Genomic DNA, 18,259 nt, shown 5'->3' with positions numbered 1-18,259 from the left:
TCCTTGTCTACCTTGTCTTACTTTTACTACAAGCTCTTGGTAAAAAACCTACCCTCTTAGGATAGATTTTAGTGAAAAATTATTTGATTTCATAAACTTCTCTTAATCTTCATAAATTAATATATTTGCAGATTAAATTGACAAATTTATTTAATCTAAAAAACTAGGAGAATATTCAATGACAGAAACAAATATTTTTCAATATGGAGTAGCTTCTGGCGATCCTGATCAAAGTAGTGTAATACTCTGGACTCATGTAACCCCTCAAGATGAGGCTCCCATTACCATTAATTGGCGAGTTGCTACTGATGAAAATTTTGATAATGTTGTTAGTCAAGGTACCTTAGATACAGATGGAACTAATCAAGATGCTAATGAGTATCTTTTCCCTCAAGGAGACAATACTTTCACAGTAAAAGTACTAGCTGATGGACTAGAGGCAGGAGAATCATATTATTATGACTTTTCTGTAGAAGAAGTTAACTCAGCTACAGGAGAAACAAAAACTGTACCCGCAGATAGTGAAGAATTAAAATTCGCCATTATTAATTGTTCTACACCAGACTGGGGCTATTATCATGCCTATGAATTAATGGCTAATTTAGAGGATATAGATGCAGTTATTAACCTAGGTGATTATATATATGAATATAATCCGGGAGGTTATGGTCGCCCTTCGGACCTAACTTTCCGAAAGGATCTTATCCTACCTGAAGAAGGAACAGGATCTAAAGGAAGTACTCTGACTCTAGATGAGTATCGTCAGCGTTATGCTAGTTATCGTACCAATTCTGTTATGCAAGACGCTCATGGAAAACATCCGTTTATTTCCGTTTGGGATGATCATGAGATACGTAATGGCAGCTGGAGAGAAGGTGCAGTTAATGGGAATGTACTTTTTGCACAAGAGCCTGGAGAATATGATCTAGAGCATAATACCGAGTTAGATGGACCTTGGTTAGAGCGTGTGGGAGCTGCTCGTCAAGCTTATTATGAATGGTTACCAGTGCGTAACGATGTCAGAATTGCTAACTCCCAGGCAACAGAAGGAGCGATAGAACCAGTAGAGGAATACTATCGTACGATAGAGTATGGAGATTTAGCAGAATTAATTCTTCTAGATACTCGCACCTACCGCGATCAACAAAGATGGGATGTGGATGATCCTGAACTATGGGATGTAACAGTAGATGAATCAGGAAATATAATTCCCAAAGAAACTCAACGGACAATGTTGGGGGCAGAGCAGTTAGAGTGGTTTAAAAATCAGTTAACAGAAAGTGATGCTAAATGGAAATTAATTGGTACTTCCGTTAACTTTACTGAGCAAAACTATGGTTGGATGGTAGAAAATCTTGGTCCAGAGATTACTCTACCAGGTAATATTCCCATCCAAGTGAATCTCTTGAGCACAATCCTAAAATTAGCTGGTTACGAGCTCAATGATGCTGACTCTTTTGGAGAATTATTAGATCGCTGGGATGGTTATCCTAGAGAAAGAACTGAAATTATTGACTATATCCAAGAAAATAACCTTGATAATGTAGTTTTTATCTCTGGAGACGCTCACGTTAGTTATGCCTTTGATGTAGTTGATAACCCTAATGGTATTAATACTTTCGCCACTAAATATCAAGGAGTAGAAACTCCTTACAATCCAGAAACTGGAGAAGGATCCGTGGGAGTGGAGTTTGGTTTTCAATCAGGTACATCTGGAAACTATAATGATTTAGGTGAATTAGGATTAGTAGCTTTATTAGATATACCAGAAGTACAAGAGGGATTAGCCGAACAAGGTATTTCTATAGATCAAGCAGAAGAAGCAATCAGAAATTTCACCAGAGACTTTATTGATGATGCTGCTGAATTTTGGAATTCTCCTGATGCTAAAGTGGCTAATAGTGGTTTAATCCCTAGAACCCAAAATTATAACCCCCACAGTCCCTTTATTGATTTAAGTAACCATGGTATTGGGGTAATTACCGTTAATGAAGAGGAAGTTCAAGGAGATTTTGTCTATTTCAATACTTTAGACCCCGTTACTTCTGATCGCTCTGCTTACGTAGCTCATAGTTACAAGGTTGCTGATGGTACTAACCATCTTGTAGAAGCAGAAGCTCCCGCAGTAGAATTAGCAGAGACCTTTACTTTACAAATTTTACACGCATCTGATCAACAATCAGGAATGAATGGCTTAGAAGACGCCATTGGTTTTTCTGCGGTAATGGAAGCTTTAGAGGGTAACTATGCTAATAGTATCAAACTAACCTCCGGGAATCTTTTTGCTGATACTCCTTTTTACAATGCTAGTGGTGATATCTATGATTCTGCATCCGAGGGATCTCCTGCCAATCAACTTGGTATTGCTGATATCTTGATTCAAAATGCCCTGGGTTGGAATGCTGCCGCTATCGGTAACCATGAATTTGACTCTGGTGCAGATAGTTTCTTTAATTTAATCGCTCCTAATGCCGATCTTGTCAATGGTGCTAATGGAGGTGTTGGTATTGACAATGGTGGTTATCCCGGAACTAGTTTTCCCTATTTAGCTACTAATCTAGACTACTCTGAAGCTCAATTACCTGAAGGGGTAAATGTAGTTACACCAGGAGAAGCACCTCAACCTAATAGTCTCACAAGCAGTGTAGTTCTTGATGTTAATGGGGAACAAGTTGGGGTATTAGGGGTAGTAACTCCTTACTTACCAGCGATCGCCGATATTGGGGAGATCAATATGACAACAGTCGATGATTTCACCCCATCTACTCCCATTGAAACCCAAGTAAACGCCCTCATTGAGAATCTTCAACCAGAGGTTGAATCTTTAGAAACCCAGGGTATTAATAAGATTATCCTGATGACTCAGTTACAGCAAGCAGATGTCGAACAAGCTTTAGCTCAAGCTTTAGTAGATGAGCAAATTCCCGTAGATATAGTTATTGGAGGCGGGTCTGAGCGAGTTATGGCTTCTGAAAACACCTCTTTAAGAGATGACGAAAGCCAAACTCCACCAGAATTATTACAACCCTATCCCCAGAAATTTACTGCTGAAGATCGTGATATTTACTATGTTAATACAGGAGGTAATTACCGCTATTTAGGCCAAGTGATTCCTACTTTTAACTCAGAAGGAATTATTACTAATATTGGTTCAGATAGTCAAACTTTTGCCACTGATATATCTGGTGTTAACTTTGTCTATGGGGAAGAAATTACTACCTTTGATCAGGTTAGAGCTAACGCTGACCCCGAAATTGTCGAGATTATTGATGGTGTCAATAGTTATCTTGATACTCTACCCGAATTTCCTTCCCTAGTGTTTGGTAGTGATGGACCTGATATCTTTGATACGGAAAATCCTCTTGATACTGAATTTATTGGGGATAATCAAATTCTCTTTACTGGCAGTGGCGCTGATAGAGTAGATGCTACTTTTGCCCCGGGTGGTGAATCTGCTCGTATTGATTTAGGTAGTGACAATGACTCTCTCTTTGGTGGTAGTAATCATCGAATCATTGCTGGCACTGGAGATGATGTGTTATTTTTAAGCTCCGGTGAAGGGAATAACCTGGTTACTGGTGGTTTAGGAAGCGATCAATTTTGGTTAGTTACTGACACGGGAGATTTACCTACAGAAACTAATACAATCACTGATTTTACTCTAGGAGAAGATAAGATCGGATTCGGTGCTACTAATCTTGATTTTGCTGATTTAACCTTGACTCAACAGGGCAATCATACTCTGATTAATGCTCTAGAAAAAGATTTAGCAATCTTATTAAATGTTCAAGAAAGTCAGTTAACTAGTGACAATTTCGTTTTCTTATAATTTATAGTGCGATGTAGCTTGAGTGAAAGTGTTGGATTTCTTAAACAACACTTTCACTCAAATAAAACTAATTTTTTCTCAGATTAATTTAGTACAAAAAAACTAATATAGAAAATAAGTATAAAATTTTACAAAAATAAGAAATACAGGAAGAAAATCATCGCTGTAACAAATGTAGCAAAAACTAAAGCTAAACCAAGTTTTCTACTAATTAAACCGACTACGATAATTGCTGATATTGCCAACAATATCAATCCCAAATAGACTAGATTGTGTACTCCTCCAGAAAATACTTGATTATCTTCTATATATTCTTCCGTTTTTGCATCCATACCATCTTCAGTAGTATCAAGTGAATCAACGGGCTCATCTGAAGCTGGTAATTCTGCTACTAAATGAATATTTCGATTATTATTTACTAATACATAGTCTGATTTAGACTCAAAAATACTGTTTATTCCTACACTAGATACTGCTAATACTGTAGAAATAGTGATGAGATTAAATTCCTTAGTTTTGATCATTTTTAATTATTGATTTATATAAGTAAAATTGTATGGAGTTATATTTTCAAACCCTGAGAATTCATAAACGCTTTGCCTTAACCATTAGTAGAGGAACTACTGCTCAGTCTAACAATATTTGGATACGTATTAAACAAGAAGAAATCGAAGGATGGGGAGAAGTGTCTGCCTTTTCCCTAGACAATCAACATCGATACGAAACGGAAAGCCAGTTAGAAGAATTGAGAGAAATTAAACCTATACTGGATAAATATCACCCAGGGGAAATACAGAAACTAGAAGAAACCTTACAGGAGTTAGGAGTATCTCCCCCAGTGAAAGCCGGAATTAATACAGCCTGCTGGGATTGGTTAGGAAAAACCGCAAAACTACCTCTCTGGAAATTATGGGGATTAGATTTAAACAAGATTCCTCCTACTTCTTTGACAATTGGAATTACATCTCCAGAATTAGCCCAAACCAGAGCTAAAAAATGGCAGGAAATTATCCCTAATCCTATTTTTAAACTAAAATTAGGCAGTGAAGAAGGTATAGAAGCAGATCAAGCCATGGTTATAGCAATTAGAGAATTATATCCCCAAACAGAATTAACCGTAGACGCTAATGGGGGTTGGAACTTAAAACAAGCAATAACTATGGCAGAATGGTTAGCAAACCAAGGGGTAAAATATATAGAACAACCAACTGCTAGAGGAGAAGAAGCAAAATTGACAGAACTATATTTGCGATCGCCTTTACCTATCTTTGTAGATGAAAGTTGTCTCAACAGTGATGACTTACCTTCTTTAACCAACTGTGCCCACGGAATTAATATTAAACTAATGAAAGCAGGGGGTTTAACTGAAGTTATCAAAATGATTCACATCGCCAAAGCCATGGGTTTTAAAATTATGTATGGTTGCTACTCTGATAGCAGTTTAGCCAATACTGCTATGTCTCATCTTGCTCCTCTAGCGGATTATTTAGATTTAGACAGTCATTTAAACCTTCTTGATGATCCTTTCTACGGATCTACTATTCATGAGGGTAAATTAATACCCCCTCACTTACCAGGATTAGGAGTAATTAAGAATGCCGAAAATCACCCCTAAACACCGCGTTGCAATTTTACTCCACGAAGGTATCAATGGCGAAATGGGAAAAACAGGTATCGCCTATCTACGCTACGGGGAAGGAGAAGTAGTCGCCGTAGTTGACTATCAATCTGCTAATCAATCTCTCAAGGCAGTAACTGGTATTAATTTAGATATACCCATAGTTGCTAATGTAGAAGCAGCATTAAAATATAATCCTGATGTTTTAATTATCGGTATTGCTCCTTCTAGAGGTAGATTACCTGAAACTTGGTGGCAAGAAATTAAACTGGCCATTGATGCTGGTGTATCCATTGCTAATGGATTACATACTCAAATGAGTAACAAAGTTGAGAGTTTACAACCCGGACAATGGATTTGGGATATTCGTCAAGAACCACAAAATTTACCAATAGGTAAAGGTTTAGCCCGTCATCTCACCTGTAAACGGATTCTCACCGTAGGCACCGATATGGGGGTAGGAAAAATGTCTACCACCATCGAATTAACTAGAGAAGCCCAAAAACACGGCATTAACAGTAAATTTATCGCCACAGGTCAAGGAGGCTTGATAATTGCCGGAGACGGAATACCTCTAGATGCAATAAGAGTAGATTTTGCTGCCGGAGCAGTAGAAGATGTGGTGCTAAAATTTGCCCCAGACCATCAATGGCTACTCGTTGAAGGACAGGGTTCTATACTACATCCCGGTTCAACGGCTACTTTACCCCTAATTAGAGGAACTCAACCTACTGATTTAATTTTAGTACATCGTGCTCATCAAACTCATATTCGCGATTTACCAGAATGTCTCATTCCCGATTTAAATCAAGTTATTAAACTATACGAAGATTTAGCATCAGTGGGAGGAGGCACAACAACAGTAAAAGTTAGAGGAATTGCCCTCAATACTTTTCACCTAGGGGAAACAGAAGCCATAGAAGCAATTAAACAAGTAGAGTCAACTACAGGTTTACCCTGCACCGATGTAGTTAGATTTGGGGCAAATCTATTAATCAAAGCCATATTATAGCAATTCTCATACTGGTGAGAAAGGTTATCCTTTTGAGGCTCCGAGAGGCTCCGAGTTAGGTACAACCTCATGAGTCCGAAAAATGCTATAAATAATTCTGGTTCTATCGTGTTTGGTATGCTAAAAATCTGTTTAAGTAAAATTACTTAAGTTGTGGATAAAATGTATATTTTTATACATTATTTTCTTAAACAAAATCTCAAAAAGCACTAACCCACAAGTTACGGTTTTTGTCAAGTTTTGTGTTAAGAAAGATGTTGATAAAGCCCCCCTTAATAAGCAGGGCTGTTTTGTTCTTGACAAAGAAAATGGTGAGGAGAAGCACCGGAGCAGGGGGCACCGGAGCAGGGAGAGGGGATTTTTTGCTAATAATAAATCACCTTTTTTCTAATAATAGCTAAAAAGAGCGTCAACTTTTGTGGTGTCTAGCTTCTAGCTTACGACAAAATTTTAGAATAAAACAGCCCTGCCCTTAATAAGGGGGGTTTGGGGGGATCATTCATGTAATGAGCGGAACACTACAACGATCCATGCTATAACTAGTTTAAGTTTTGCCTTATTTTTTTTGGTTTTTAGGAAAATGGCGATCGCCAAGTGCCAGAATGCTCCCCCCAACCTCATATCTTCCACCAGAACTTATGTACTAATTTTTAAGGAAAAATGTTCTTTATGGTTAATTCTCTATAATCTTTGTATCCTAGAGGTTTAACATCAATTCTCTTACTCATTACTCATTACTTCAAAACTCATTACTCAACCACAACCAGTAACTTTTGATAAAGATGCAAGATCTGAGCCAACCCCCCTTACAAAGGCAGGCTATTTAAGTAGTTTTTGCATTAATATCTCATAATATAACTAATTAAACGGACATGATATTATTATAAATTCCGAAAGTTTTATTAAGATATTGCTATTTCTCTAATCAATCGTGATATAAAGAACTAGACAAAAATCAAGAAAAGAAGTAGTTTGTGGATGGCCAAATATTTTTTAATAGAGTCTAGAAGTCCTTTTGAGTCACCAGAAGTAATCAATAATTACGAATTAGCTGCTAATTTAGCCAATAATGGCAATGAAGTTACCCTATTTTTAGTAGAAAATGGGGTTTTTGCCGCGAGAGAAGCAGCACAAGTTGAACATATTAGTAAATTGACTAATGTCAGCTTATTAGCCGATGACTTCTCTTTGAGAGAAAGAGGCATTTCTACAAGTGAAATCAACAAAACAATAACAGTAGCTGAGATTACCACTGTTATTGAAGCTATGGCCACAGAAACAAAAACTATGTGGTTATAAACTCTGTCGAGATAAAAAAATTCCAGGAGAATTTGTAATTAATGAGTAATACTACTTTAACTTTTTTGATTATGGATGGTCCCTTTGAGCAAGCGAGAACGACCACTACCTTTAGAATGATCCAAGCTGCTTTAGAAAAAAGTTACAATGTGAATGTTTTTGCCTACGAAGGAGCAGTGTCTCTATCTTTTGCCCAACAAAAAGCCCACGCCAATTCTATCCATGGTCGTACTTTTGACGAAGAACAACACCCTCTAACCAAAGAATGGATTAAAGCTTTGCAAACCTTCGCCCAAACTAAGGGTTGTAAATTAGACTGGATTAACTGTGGTCTATGCGTTGATGAACGTGGTGTTCATGAATCTATAGAGGGTTGTCAACGAGGCACCCCCAAAGATTTTTGGGAATGGGCTCAACAATCTAATAGTTTAGTAATTGGGACAAAATAAGCAAAGAAGAAATCATGAAAGCCTTACAAATATTACAATCAGGTTATCGTTGTACAGTAGAAGAACAAGATGACCCAGCACTATGGTTTATCCAAGTTTTGAAAACAGCCCAAGGAGATGTAGATATTGTCTTGAGAGGGAATGCAGTTAATTATGCTGTAGTTACTCAAGATGCTTCCGGGTTGAATTTTGGGACATGGAAACAATCTCAACCCAGTAAATTAGACCAAGATTTACAACAAGCTATAGACCAAGGGATTACTATATATGCGATCGCTGAAGACATCACCCTCAGAGGCATATCAGAATCAACTCTCCTGCCTGGAATCAAGCAAATCTCTCGCCAGGAAATGTCCCAGCTATTTGACGAATATGACCAAGTTTGGACCTGGTAAAAAGTTGATAAATCTTACCAATTTCTAGCAATGATTTATATGATCATGGGTGTATCGGGTTCAGGAAAATCTACTATTGGTAGACTTTTAAGCCAAAAATTGGGATTTCCCTTCTATGATGGCGATGATTTTCACCCTCAGGCAAATATAGACAAAATGAGTCAGGGGATCCCTTTAACTGACCAAGATCGCCAATTATGGCTAAGTAGCTTAAAAGTAGCTATTGACAAGCATAAAAATGCGATTATTGCCTGTTCTAGCTTAAAAGAAAGTTACCGCCAATATCTAGAGGGCGATCGCTCAGATCTCCTGTGGATTTATCTCAAAGGCACCTATCAACAAATTTTAGCCAGAATGACAGTTAGGAAAGGGCATTTTATGAAGCCAGAAATGCTCAAATCTCAGCTTAAAACCCTTGAAGAACCCAATAACGCTAAAATTATCGATATTTCTCTTTCTCCTGAAGCTATAGTTGCTCAAATTCTCAGAGATGATCTTTCCTCTGACTCGACAGATTATAATTAAGCTATATAAAATCAAAGTAATAAAAAAGAATGAGCAATATAACTAAAGAATTAATCGATTATACTAACGTCGAATCATTACCCGAAATTTGGAGTAAAACTGTTACTAACTTTGGGGAGATAACCGCCTTAGATAACCCTCACAGTAAACCTCAAATTAAATTAACATATCGAGAACTAGGCCAAAAAATTAAGGAATTTGCCGCAGGGTTACAATATTTTGGCCTAGTTAAAGGAGAAAAAGTAGCCTTAATATCTGATAATAGTTCTCGCTGGTTCATCGCAGACCAAGGAATTATGATGGCCGGAGGAGTAGATGTAGTTCGTTCTAGTCAAGCAGATAAAGACGAATTAAGCTACATCATAGAAGATAGCGAATCTACAATGATAGTAGTAGAAGATAGCAAAACTTTTAGCAAAATAGAAAAACAATTAGAGAATTTACCGATAAAACTAGTAATTTACCTCTCCGATGAAATACCAAGTAGTTCAGAAAAAGTAACAGTAATTAATTGGGGAGAGTTAATAGAAAAAGCAAACAGTAATGATTTTACTCCAGTTAAGCTAAGTAAAACAGATTTAGCGACCCTAATTTATACCTCTGGTACAACAGGTAAACCCAAAGGAGTAATGCTATCTCACGCCAATCTTCTCCACCAAGTTAATACCCTCAAGACAATTATTAAACCTCAACCAGGGGATATAGTATTAAGTATCTTACCTAGTTGGCACGCCTACGAAAGAGCCGCAGAATACTTTATTCTTTCCCAAGGATGCACCCAAGTATATACAAATATTCGTAGATTTAAACAAGATATCAAAGAATATAAACCAAGTGTTATGGTAGGAGTACCTCGTTTGTGGGAATCAATCTACGAAGGTATTCAAAAACAATTTCGAGAACAATCGGCAAGTAAACAAAAGCTAGTTAAATCCTGTTTAGCTATTTCAGAAGACTATATAAAAGCGAGGAGAATTGCCACAGGACTAAGTTTAAATCATCTCCAGGATAACTCAGGAAATCGCCTGGGAGCGCAGTTAAAAAGCGCCTCTTTAGCACCATTACACGCCCTAGCAGACCGCCTAGTATATAAAAAAATTCGTCAAGGTTTGGGGGGAAACTTGAGATTTTTAATTAGTGGTGGTGGGTCTTTAGCAATGCACTTAGAAAATTTCTATGAAATAGTAGATATACCTATCTTAGTAGGCTACGGCTTAACAGAAACATCTCCTGTGACCAATGCCCGCCGAGTTGAACATAACCTCCGGGGTTCTTCAGGAAGACCTCTTCCAGATACAGAAAACCGCATTGTTGACCCAGAAACTAAACAAGATTTACCTCCATTTGCTACGGGGTTAGTATTACTAAGAGGTCCCCAAATTATGCAGGGATACTATAAAAAACCAGAAGCCACAGCTAAAGCAATTGATGCAGAAGGCTGGTTCAATAGTGGTGATTTGGGATGGGTCACACCTGATGGAGACTTAGTAGTTACAGGAAGAGCAAAAGATACAATAGTGCTAAACAATGGAGAAAATATCGAACCCCAATCAATCGAAGATGCCTGTATACGCAGTGACTATATTGACCAAATCATGTTAGTGGGACAAGACCAAAAATCTTTGGGGGCTTTGATTGTGCCTAATTTAGAAGCGTTGGAAAAATGGGCGATTTCCTCTGCTGTTGATTTAAATTTTGATTCCACCACAAGTAAACTTGAATCCCTAAACTCTAAACCTGTACAGGAGTTATTCCGCAACGAGTTGAATAGAGAAGTGAAAAATCGTCCTGGCTACCGTCTCGATGATCGTATTGGGCCTTTTTCTTTTGTTCTTGAACCATTCTCCATTGATAATGGTCTGATGACTCAAACTATGAAAATTAAACGTCCAGTAGTCACTAAACAATATCATGATTTAATTGAAAATATGTTTAACTAAAGGATATTGCCATATTATATTGAAGAAGTCAAGCAACTTATATACAGGAAAATACACACGTAATGAACACCAACGATAATCTTACTGGATTGATCATCAAAAGACCAGTTACTTTGACTATGATTGTTACACCTCGGTGGAAAGAAGAAGTAGAGCAACAATTAAAACTGCAAATTGATCAAATTGACGCTCAGGTTAAACAGATAGATACTAAGGTCAATCAAGCTACAACCGAGTTGCAAAAACAAAATGTCATAGCTGCTAGTCCCCAAATCAATCAACAAATTCAATCAATTCAATCTCAGGCAAGTCAACAAAAAAACGAATTGCTGAAAAAGAAAAATCAACTCTTACAACAAATGGAGCAAATACAACAATTTGAATTAAATCAAGAAGTTAAACAAAATCAACCCCTAGAAAGCTTTTGTCGGGTTGAAGTCGGAGACAATCTCGTGCAAAAAATGAATAATGTAGAAATAGTAATGCGCGATGGCATCGTAGAAGAAATTCGGGGCAATATTTAAGTGCCTTGAAATAGTGATTCCTCTATAAGTCTTGGTAAAACAAGACTGGGAATCACTAATTCAATTACAGATAAAAAAATATCAATAGATTGCTAGAATAGATGAGCAAAAGATATCTTGATTAAATTAATCAAGAATTTGTTTTATTCCTATTTTTTTTCCCCAATCAACTCATGTCTTCTCCTCTTGATCGTTCCTACAAAAGCCGAGTATTCACCTTTGTTAACTACCAGTATCAAAAATTAAAAACTACTAGTGCCCAAGCTTTACGAAGAGTAAAACTGACCGTAGAGTGGAGTGCTCAAATTTTATTATATCCAATTTACATACTTGTGCAAACAGGGCGCTTAATTGAGCGCCAACTACAACAAAGGTTAAAACCAACTAACTTATTAGGAGAATCCACACTACCTGAAGAACAACAACCGATTGAAGCAACTTTAACTGAAATAAAAAGCTATTTGCCAACTCAAGAAAACTTCCAGAGTTTAGGTATCCAATCGGTAGCAAGCGATGTCTCTAGCCAAAAACTCCTATTAGTAAAAGAAGATCAATCAACTGTAGATATTCTTAAGGCATCAGAACAAGAAAAATTAAACAAGATTATCTTAAAAAATGTAGCTAATTACTATCTGCTCAAGAAAGAACAAGAACAATTATCAATAGTCAAAAAATTTCCTCGTCACCTAGGACCAATCAAAGCTGATAATGAGAAGATTGTACCACCTATTAGGTTGTTCTGGCAAACTATGGCTTGGATTCAAAATAGTTCTGTAGCCAGGGAAGTCAATTTATTTGGGGAGTCATCCCTAGCATTAGTTAACTATTGGGAAACTGTATTGAGCGATCGCCACATATCTCCTAATTATGTCTGGGAATCTAATCAAATTAATTTTAAAATACAGGAATTAATAGCAAAAGCAATTGACTACTTTTTTGGTGATAACAGTAAAATCCATCAATTTCTTGCCTTTGATGATGAATTAGTTAATAATTTGCCTGCTTCTGAACAAATTCAATTAAATTCTCGTTCTGATTTAGAGAACCTTAATTATTTAGAGCAAAATAGTCTTAAAGCCTTGATAAAGGCTGCTCTTATTTATTTTTTCAACCAAGTTTTTCCTGTCTTACCTAAAGGTAAATTTTCCCAGCAATCTTCTTATATAAGTTCAACAAAAGCTTATAAGTTAGAAAATCAATGGCTAAGTTGGGAAGACTTATTTCAATCTCAAGTATCAAATAATCTTGTTAGAGATATTGAATTCATCTCTCCAGATAAACAACTTAAAAAACCGGAAAATCTTACTATTGATAGAGATGATTACTTAAATTCTCCTAGTCAAACCTCCTCAACAACCCCTCAAAAAACATTAGAGATAGAAGAAACCAAAGACTATCTAGACACAAAGGTTATTCAGAGCAGTTATATTGAACATCCTCTAGCAAAGGTTTTAAAATGGTTAGATGGTTTAATGTTCAAAATTGAGAATATTTGTGTAAATATATGGCATTTATTACAGAGAAAAATTTTTTAAATCTTGAGTAAATTAGACCAACTTTTACAAGTCAATGATAACATATATTGTGATGGTAAAACCAGATACTAAATCTAGAGTTTTCAAGAAGGTCTTGCATTAAGATTAATTGAAGATTAGGCAATGTGGTCGTGATCTTTAGCTTAACATTTCTTATAGGTTTTATCAAGAAAATAAAAACCAATAAGGTGTAGCAAAGTTGGGCAAATTTGGTGTAATTGATTGATTTATAGGGTTGAAACTACAGATTGAGGAGATTTAAAAATGGCTATTATTTATGTTGATATTGATGCGAATGGAGATAATAATGGTTCAAGTTGGGAAGATGCCTATACCAATTTACAAGAAGCCCTAGAAGCAGCAGTAGAAGATGATGAAATTTGGGTAGCAGAAGGTATTTATCAACCCACCGATACTAGAAACAGAAGCATATCTTTTGACCTGAAAAATAATGTAGATGTGTATGGTGGTTTTAGAGGAAACGAAGATAACCGGGAAGAGAGAGACTTTCGTGAAAACGAAACTATACTAAGTGGAAATATTGGCCAAGAAGACAGAGTTTTTGATAATAGTTATCATGTAGTTACGGCTTTAAATTTAGAAGAAGAAACAACCCTAGATGGATTTACAATTAGGGATGGCTACAATATAAATGTTGATTCAGAAGATCCACTGGCAATTCGAGGCGCAGGAATATTAGTTGAGAATAGTGAAGTTATTTTAAACAATCTCCACATTAGAGAAAACGCAGGTAGATTCGGTGGTGGAGTTAATATTCGGAAGGAAAGCGATGTAGTTTTAAGTAATAATATCTTGTCAGAAAATACAGCAGATGCGGGTGGAGGATTAATAATTACTAGAACAGTTCAAGTTGACGTTATTAATAATTTATTTGTTAACAATAGTGCTGAAGGTCCCGGGGGGGGTGTATATACTTTTCTAGGGGGTGGAAATCTTGTTAACAACACATTTGTTAATAATCAAGGTACAGAAGCAGGAAGTGCTATTACTGTAGAAAACGGCTCTGATTTAGCTGTTTCTAATGTGATTGTTTGGGATAATCCCAATGACGTCAATGGAGATCAAATTTTCAATAAGTTAGGACTTCCAAACTTCGCTGAGTCAACAATTACCGTAAGTGATAGTATTGTTCAAAATGGTTTTAGCGAAGATGCCAGAGTTGAACAGGAAAACATTTTGCAAGAAAACCCAGAATTTGTTGATTCAGAAGATGATAACTATCGTCTCCAAAGTGATTCTCCTGGGCTTGAAATAGGAAACAATTCAGTAATAGACATAGATACAGATTTAGATGGTAATCCTCGTTTTGTGGGGAATGGGGTTGATTTAGGGGCCTATGAATTTTTACTGCCAATTAACGAAATTACTGGTGATGATGGCGATGACTTGCTTACTGGTGAGGATGAGGATTTTGATTTAATTTTTGGCCTAGAAGGAGAGGATACCCTCGATGGAAGAGGTGGTGGAGATACCCTCGACGGAGGAGAAGACGATGATTTGCTGATTGGAGGGGATAATAGTGATAGTTTAATAGGAGATAGCGGTAGTGATACTCTTGATGGCGGTGAAGGTAGTGATACCCTAAGAGGCGGTCCTAATCCTGATACTCTCTTTGGTGGCAATGGGAATGATTCTTTAAATGGAGATGACCAAGATGACAGTTTAGAAGGTAATGATGGAGATGATACTCTAAATGGTAACTCTGGTAACGACACAATTAGAGGGGGTTCAGGAAGAGACAATGTTAATGGGGCTTTTGGTGACGATTTATTAGTAGGAGACGTGGGTAATGATAGTCTGATTGGTGGTGCTGGAGATGATACCCTCGATGGTGGTAGAAGCCCAGACCAGTTACGCGGTGCTCAAGGTAATGACCTCTATATTGTAGATAATGAGGGCGATCGCATCGTTCAGGAACTTGTGGGAGCTGCTGGAGGACAAGATACAATTGAAGCATCTGTTACCTATATCATGCCTTTACGAACCGAGGAGATGATTTTAACCACATCAGAAGAACTTGATGGTCGTGGTAACAATCTCAATAACCGCATTACTGGTAACTCTGCTAGTAATAGAATACTGGGAGTACAGGGTAATGATACTCTTTTAGGACTAGAAGGAGATGATCAACTTAGGGGTAATAGTGGCACTGATGTTTTAATCGGGGGTGTTGGCAATGATGAACTTAGCGGTGGACCAGAAGATGATCGCTTTGTGTTTAATAACCCCAATGAGGGTGTTGATATCATCGAAGATTTTGGTCAAGAGGGTGATAATGACTTGATTGGAATTGAGGTGGATGGTTTTGAGAGTGGCTTAGAAACTGGAGAGTTACCATCTAGTCAATTTGTGCTGGGTAGTAGTGCCTCAAGTTCAAATCATCGTTTTATTTATAATCAGGATAACGGAGATTTATTCTTTGACTCCGATGGTTCGGGGGATTCTGAACAAATACAACTAGCTACACTTAGTAACTTATTCGAGTTGACGGCCTCTGATTTCATCTTGTTATAAGCAAAAATTGGGAGAGTTGGTGCGCCTCTCCCTAGAAAACTAAATATCTAATTTAGAAACGATATTTTTTAAAATATCGGCGGATTCTACCAATTTAGCTTGTTCTGATTCACTCAGACTTATATTAACTGTTTTGAGAATACCTTTTTCATTAACTACAGTGGGCCAACTCAAACAGATATCTTCAATACCATAATACCCAGTCATCAGGCTACTAACAGTGAGAATCCGCTCTTGAGAACGCATAATTGCTTTCACAATATCTGTAACTGTTAAACCAATAGCATAGGAAGTATAGCCTTTTAGATTAATAATTTCGTAGGCGGCATTTTTCACCTGATTATAAATAGCTTCTAATTCTTCCCTGGAGGAATCGGGTAAACTATCCCAATCATCACTTCCTAATAAACGCATTCCTGCCACATTAGCAGTACTCCAAATTGGTACTTCACTATCACCGTGTTCTCCAATAATATAGGCGTGGACACTGCGAGCATCAATTCCCATCTTTTTAGCAATTAGAGAACGAAAACGCGCTGAATCTAACACAGTTCCAGATCCAATTACTCTATAACTGGGAAATCCTGTGATTTTGAGAGTAACATAGGTCATGATGTCCACAGGATTGGTAACAATCAAGAGAATCGCATTGGGACAATATTTAACCACGTCAGCGAGAATACCTTTGAAAATCTTGACATTGCGTTCAACTAAATCAAGACGAGTTTCTCCTGGTTTTTGGGAAGCACCAGCCGTAATAATTACTACATCGGCATCTTTGCCTTCATCAGCCACAGTTCCCATTTTTAAATCTGTTGGCTCTAAAAAGGGCATACCATGGTTTAAATCCATAACTTCGCCTTTTACTTTATCAACAGCAATATCTTGAAGAATCAACTCATCAAAACAATTCTGAATCAAAATAGAGTAGGCACAAGCAATCCCTACTTGACCTGCGGCACCAATGATTACACCTTTACGAGGACGAAGGATGTTGGATTGTTCGGCATCTGGATGGGGGGTAAATATTTGTTCAAACATTAGCTTCAATTGTTCGTTATTTTTAATCTATTATGGATTTAATCTTAATCATTTATGGTTAAGATTAAGTTATGAAATAATTATTTATTTACTATGCCTAGTTATCCCGGAATTTCTAGTGATGCTTTTAGACATCCTTTAGATTTACAAGCAGAAGCGACTCTACGCAGAGTACCTGGTTTTGATATTGTCGCTTCTACCTTTATAGAATACTTTTACGAACGTCCTCAACAAATCTATCTTATGGGCAACAATATTAAGGTAGGACCACGTCAATATTCTACTCTATATGGTATGTTACGTGAATGTGCTAGAGATTTGAGTATAAGTCCAGAACCCACTCTATACGTTAGTCAAAATCCCCAAGTTAATGCCTACGCTCTCGGTAAGGAAAAACCCTATATTGTGATTAATACTGGAGTGCTAGAATTAATGAACGAAGCGGAGTTACGTACAGTAATCGCCCATGAATTAGGGCATATCAAATGCGACCACACTCTCCTAATTCAAATGGCAATTTGGGTGATGGGAGCTGCTTCGATACTGGGAGAGTTGACCCTTGGGTTAGGGAATTTAGTTTCTACTGGTTTAATCTATGCTTTCTATGAATGGCGTCGTAAAGCCGAACTCTCGGCAGATAGAGCCGCTTATTTAGTTATGGATGATTTAAACCCTATCCTCAATAATATGATGAAACTGGCCGGGGGAAGTAATAAATATACTAATGAGTGCAGTCTTCAAGAATTTATTCGCCAAAGTCAAGAGTATCAAGATTTAAATCGCGATAATCTTAATCAAGTATATAAATTTTTAATCTACAATGGGGGCGATGGTACTTTTATTACCCATCCTTTTGCTGTAGAAAGAGTACATTATCTCCAACAGTGGTCAACTTCCCCAGAATATCAAAATATTCGTCGGGGTAACTATGATAAATCAAGCACTACTGGTGCTGTTAATGTAGAAACTGATTCTGAAGCTGAGGCACTGCGTCGTCAAATTGCTGATTTACAGGAACAAATTGAGCGCTTACGCAATCAAAATAGGCGCTAATTTTTGGCTATCTCGCCGGAATCGCCTCCGCAAAATGAATTTTTCCTTAGTGTTAAGCTAATCTTGAAAGGCTTACTTCTTTAATTTTATTAATAGCAATAGCTTACACATCCACCTCTTTAAAAGGTAAAACATTTCGACAAACACATCAAGCAAAATATCTTGCTCGCCTAAGGGAAAAGTCAAGAAGCGATCAAAGACATAGTAATTTACAGTTTCTAGGTTTTAAGATAAAGATCTGTGTGAAATAATAAACACCATCCTGATTTTGAGCCACCCCGATGCCAGTAAAATTAAAATTTCCCACCATATTTCTTTGATGACCAGCACTATCAATCCAACCTGCTACTGCTTGTTGAGCAGGATCACTATAACCTTGATTATAGGCCACATTTTCTGCTGCTCGATGATAGGGTAATTGAGTGGCGATCGCTTCTACACGCTGTTCAAACCGCTTCTAAAAATCTACTCAAATTTACTCAAACAGCCAAATAAGACAGAAAA

15 protein-coding genes are annotated in these 18,259 nt (G+C 37.1%); 12 read left to right on the top strand and 3 right to left on the bottom strand.

The window, feature by feature from the left end:
- The first annotated feature begins 178 nt into the window (after nucleotides 1-178).
- Nucleotides 179-3,829, top strand: a complete 3,651-nt coding sequence (locus MW688_RS10505; RefSeq protein WP_486735931.1) for an alkaline phosphatase D family protein — start codon at nucleotides 179-181, stop codon at nucleotides 3,827-3,829.
- A 128-nt stretch (nucleotides 3,830-3,957) separates the two neighbouring features.
- On the opposite strand, the gene MW688_RS10500 is transcribed toward MW688_RS10505, so the two are convergent.
- The gene (locus tag MW688_RS10500; RefSeq protein WP_486735930.1) at nucleotides 3,958-4,353 is read right to left on the bottom strand and encodes a hypothetical protein; all 396 of its coding nucleotides are present in this window, start codon (nucleotides 4,351-4,353) and stop codon (nucleotides 3,958-3,960) included.
- A gap of 32 nt (nucleotides 4,354-4,385) precedes the next feature.
- Here MW688_RS10500 and MW688_RS10495 point away from each other — a divergent pair, with 32 nt between their 5' ends.
- The 10 genes from MW688_RS10495 (at nucleotide 4,386) to MW688_RS10450 (ending at nucleotide 15,661) form a co-directional block, all read left to right on the top strand.
- Nucleotides 4,386-5,444 (top strand): dipeptide epimerase, encoded by a 1,059-nt coding sequence (locus tag MW688_RS10495; protein ID WP_486735929.1) that lies wholly within the window; start codon nucleotides 4,386-4,388, stop codon nucleotides 5,442-5,444.
- Nucleotides 5,425-6,459 (top strand): N-acetyltransferase DgcN family protein, encoded by a 1,035-nt coding sequence (locus tag MW688_RS10490; protein ID WP_486735928.1) that lies wholly within the window; start codon nucleotides 5,425-5,427, stop codon nucleotides 6,457-6,459. The genes MW688_RS10495 and MW688_RS10490 overlap by 20 nt, the downstream gene beginning before the upstream one ends.
- A gap of 978 nt (nucleotides 6,460-7,437) precedes the next feature.
- On the top strand, nucleotides 7,438-7,758 hold the full coding sequence (locus tag MW688_RS10485) for a DsrE family protein (protein WP_486735927.1): 321 nt from the start codon (nucleotides 7,438-7,440) through the stop codon (nucleotides 7,756-7,758).
- Nucleotides 7,759-7,799: 41 nt separating this feature from the next.
- The gene (locus MW688_RS10480; RefSeq protein WP_486735926.1) at nucleotides 7,800-8,207 is read left to right on the top strand and encodes a DsrE/DsrF/TusD sulfur relay family protein; all 408 of its coding nucleotides are present in this window, start codon (nucleotides 7,800-7,802) and stop codon (nucleotides 8,205-8,207) included.
- A 14-nt stretch (nucleotides 8,208-8,221) separates the two neighbouring features.
- A complete protein-coding gene (locus MW688_RS10475) occupies nucleotides 8,222-8,602 on the top strand; it encodes a DsrH/TusB family sulfur metabolism protein (RefSeq protein WP_486735924.1) in 381 nt (126 codons plus the stop codon).
- 30 nt (nucleotides 8,603-8,632) lie between these two features.
- A complete protein-coding gene (locus tag MW688_RS10470; protein WP_486735922.1) occupies nucleotides 8,633-9,127 on the top strand; it encodes a gluconokinase in 495 nt (164 codons plus the stop codon).
- A gap of 29 nt (nucleotides 9,128-9,156) precedes the next feature.
- A complete protein-coding gene (locus tag MW688_RS10465) occupies nucleotides 9,157-11,067 on the top strand; it encodes an AMP-dependent synthetase/ligase (RefSeq protein ID WP_486735920.1) in 1,911 nt (636 codons plus the stop codon).
- A 62-nt stretch (nucleotides 11,068-11,129) separates the two neighbouring features.
- Nucleotides 11,130-11,591 (top strand): YlqD family protein, encoded by a 462-nt coding sequence (locus tag MW688_RS10460; protein ID WP_486735919.1) that lies wholly within the window; start codon nucleotides 11,130-11,132, stop codon nucleotides 11,589-11,591.
- Nucleotides 11,592-11,764: 173 nt separating this feature from the next.
- Nucleotides 11,765-13,126, top strand: a complete 1,362-nt coding sequence (locus tag MW688_RS10455) for a hypothetical protein (RefSeq protein ID WP_486735918.1) — start codon at nucleotides 11,765-11,767, stop codon at nucleotides 13,124-13,126.
- Between the two features lie 264 nt (nucleotides 13,127-13,390).
- Nucleotides 13,391-15,661 carry a choice-of-anchor Q domain-containing protein gene (locus MW688_RS10450; protein ID WP_486735917.1) on the top strand — a complete coding sequence of 757 codons (2,271 nt, stop codon included), beginning with the start codon at nucleotides 13,391-13,393 and terminating at the stop codon, nucleotides 15,659-15,661.
- A gap of 39 nt (nucleotides 15,662-15,700) precedes the next feature.
- Here the strand turns inward: MW688_RS10450 and MW688_RS10445 are convergent, their stop codons facing one another.
- Complete coding sequence (locus MW688_RS10445) at nucleotides 15,701-16,702, bottom strand: L-lactate dehydrogenase (RefSeq protein ID WP_486735916.1); 1,002 nt, start codon at nucleotides 16,700-16,702, stop codon at nucleotides 15,701-15,703.
- A 93-nt stretch (nucleotides 16,703-16,795) separates the two neighbouring features.
- Here MW688_RS10445 and MW688_RS10440 point away from each other — a divergent pair, with 93 nt between their 5' ends.
- Nucleotides 16,796-17,755 carry a M48 family metallopeptidase gene (locus MW688_RS10440; protein WP_486735915.1) on the top strand — a complete coding sequence of 320 codons (960 nt, stop codon included), beginning with the start codon at nucleotides 16,796-16,798 and terminating at the stop codon, nucleotides 17,753-17,755.
- A gap of 193 nt (nucleotides 17,756-17,948) precedes the next feature.
- On the opposite strand, the gene MW688_RS10435 is transcribed toward MW688_RS10440, so the two are convergent.
- Nucleotides 17,949-18,146, bottom strand: a complete 198-nt coding sequence (locus MW688_RS10435) for a CAP domain-containing protein (RefSeq protein WP_486735914.1) — start codon at nucleotides 18,144-18,146, stop codon at nucleotides 17,949-17,951.
- Nucleotides 18,147-18,259 lie beyond the last annotated feature (113 nt).

The organism is Johannesbaptistia floridana (assembly GCF_057440575.1).
Note: the sequence above shows the minus strand (reverse complement) of the source record. Positions and strands in the feature narration are given on the sequence as shown.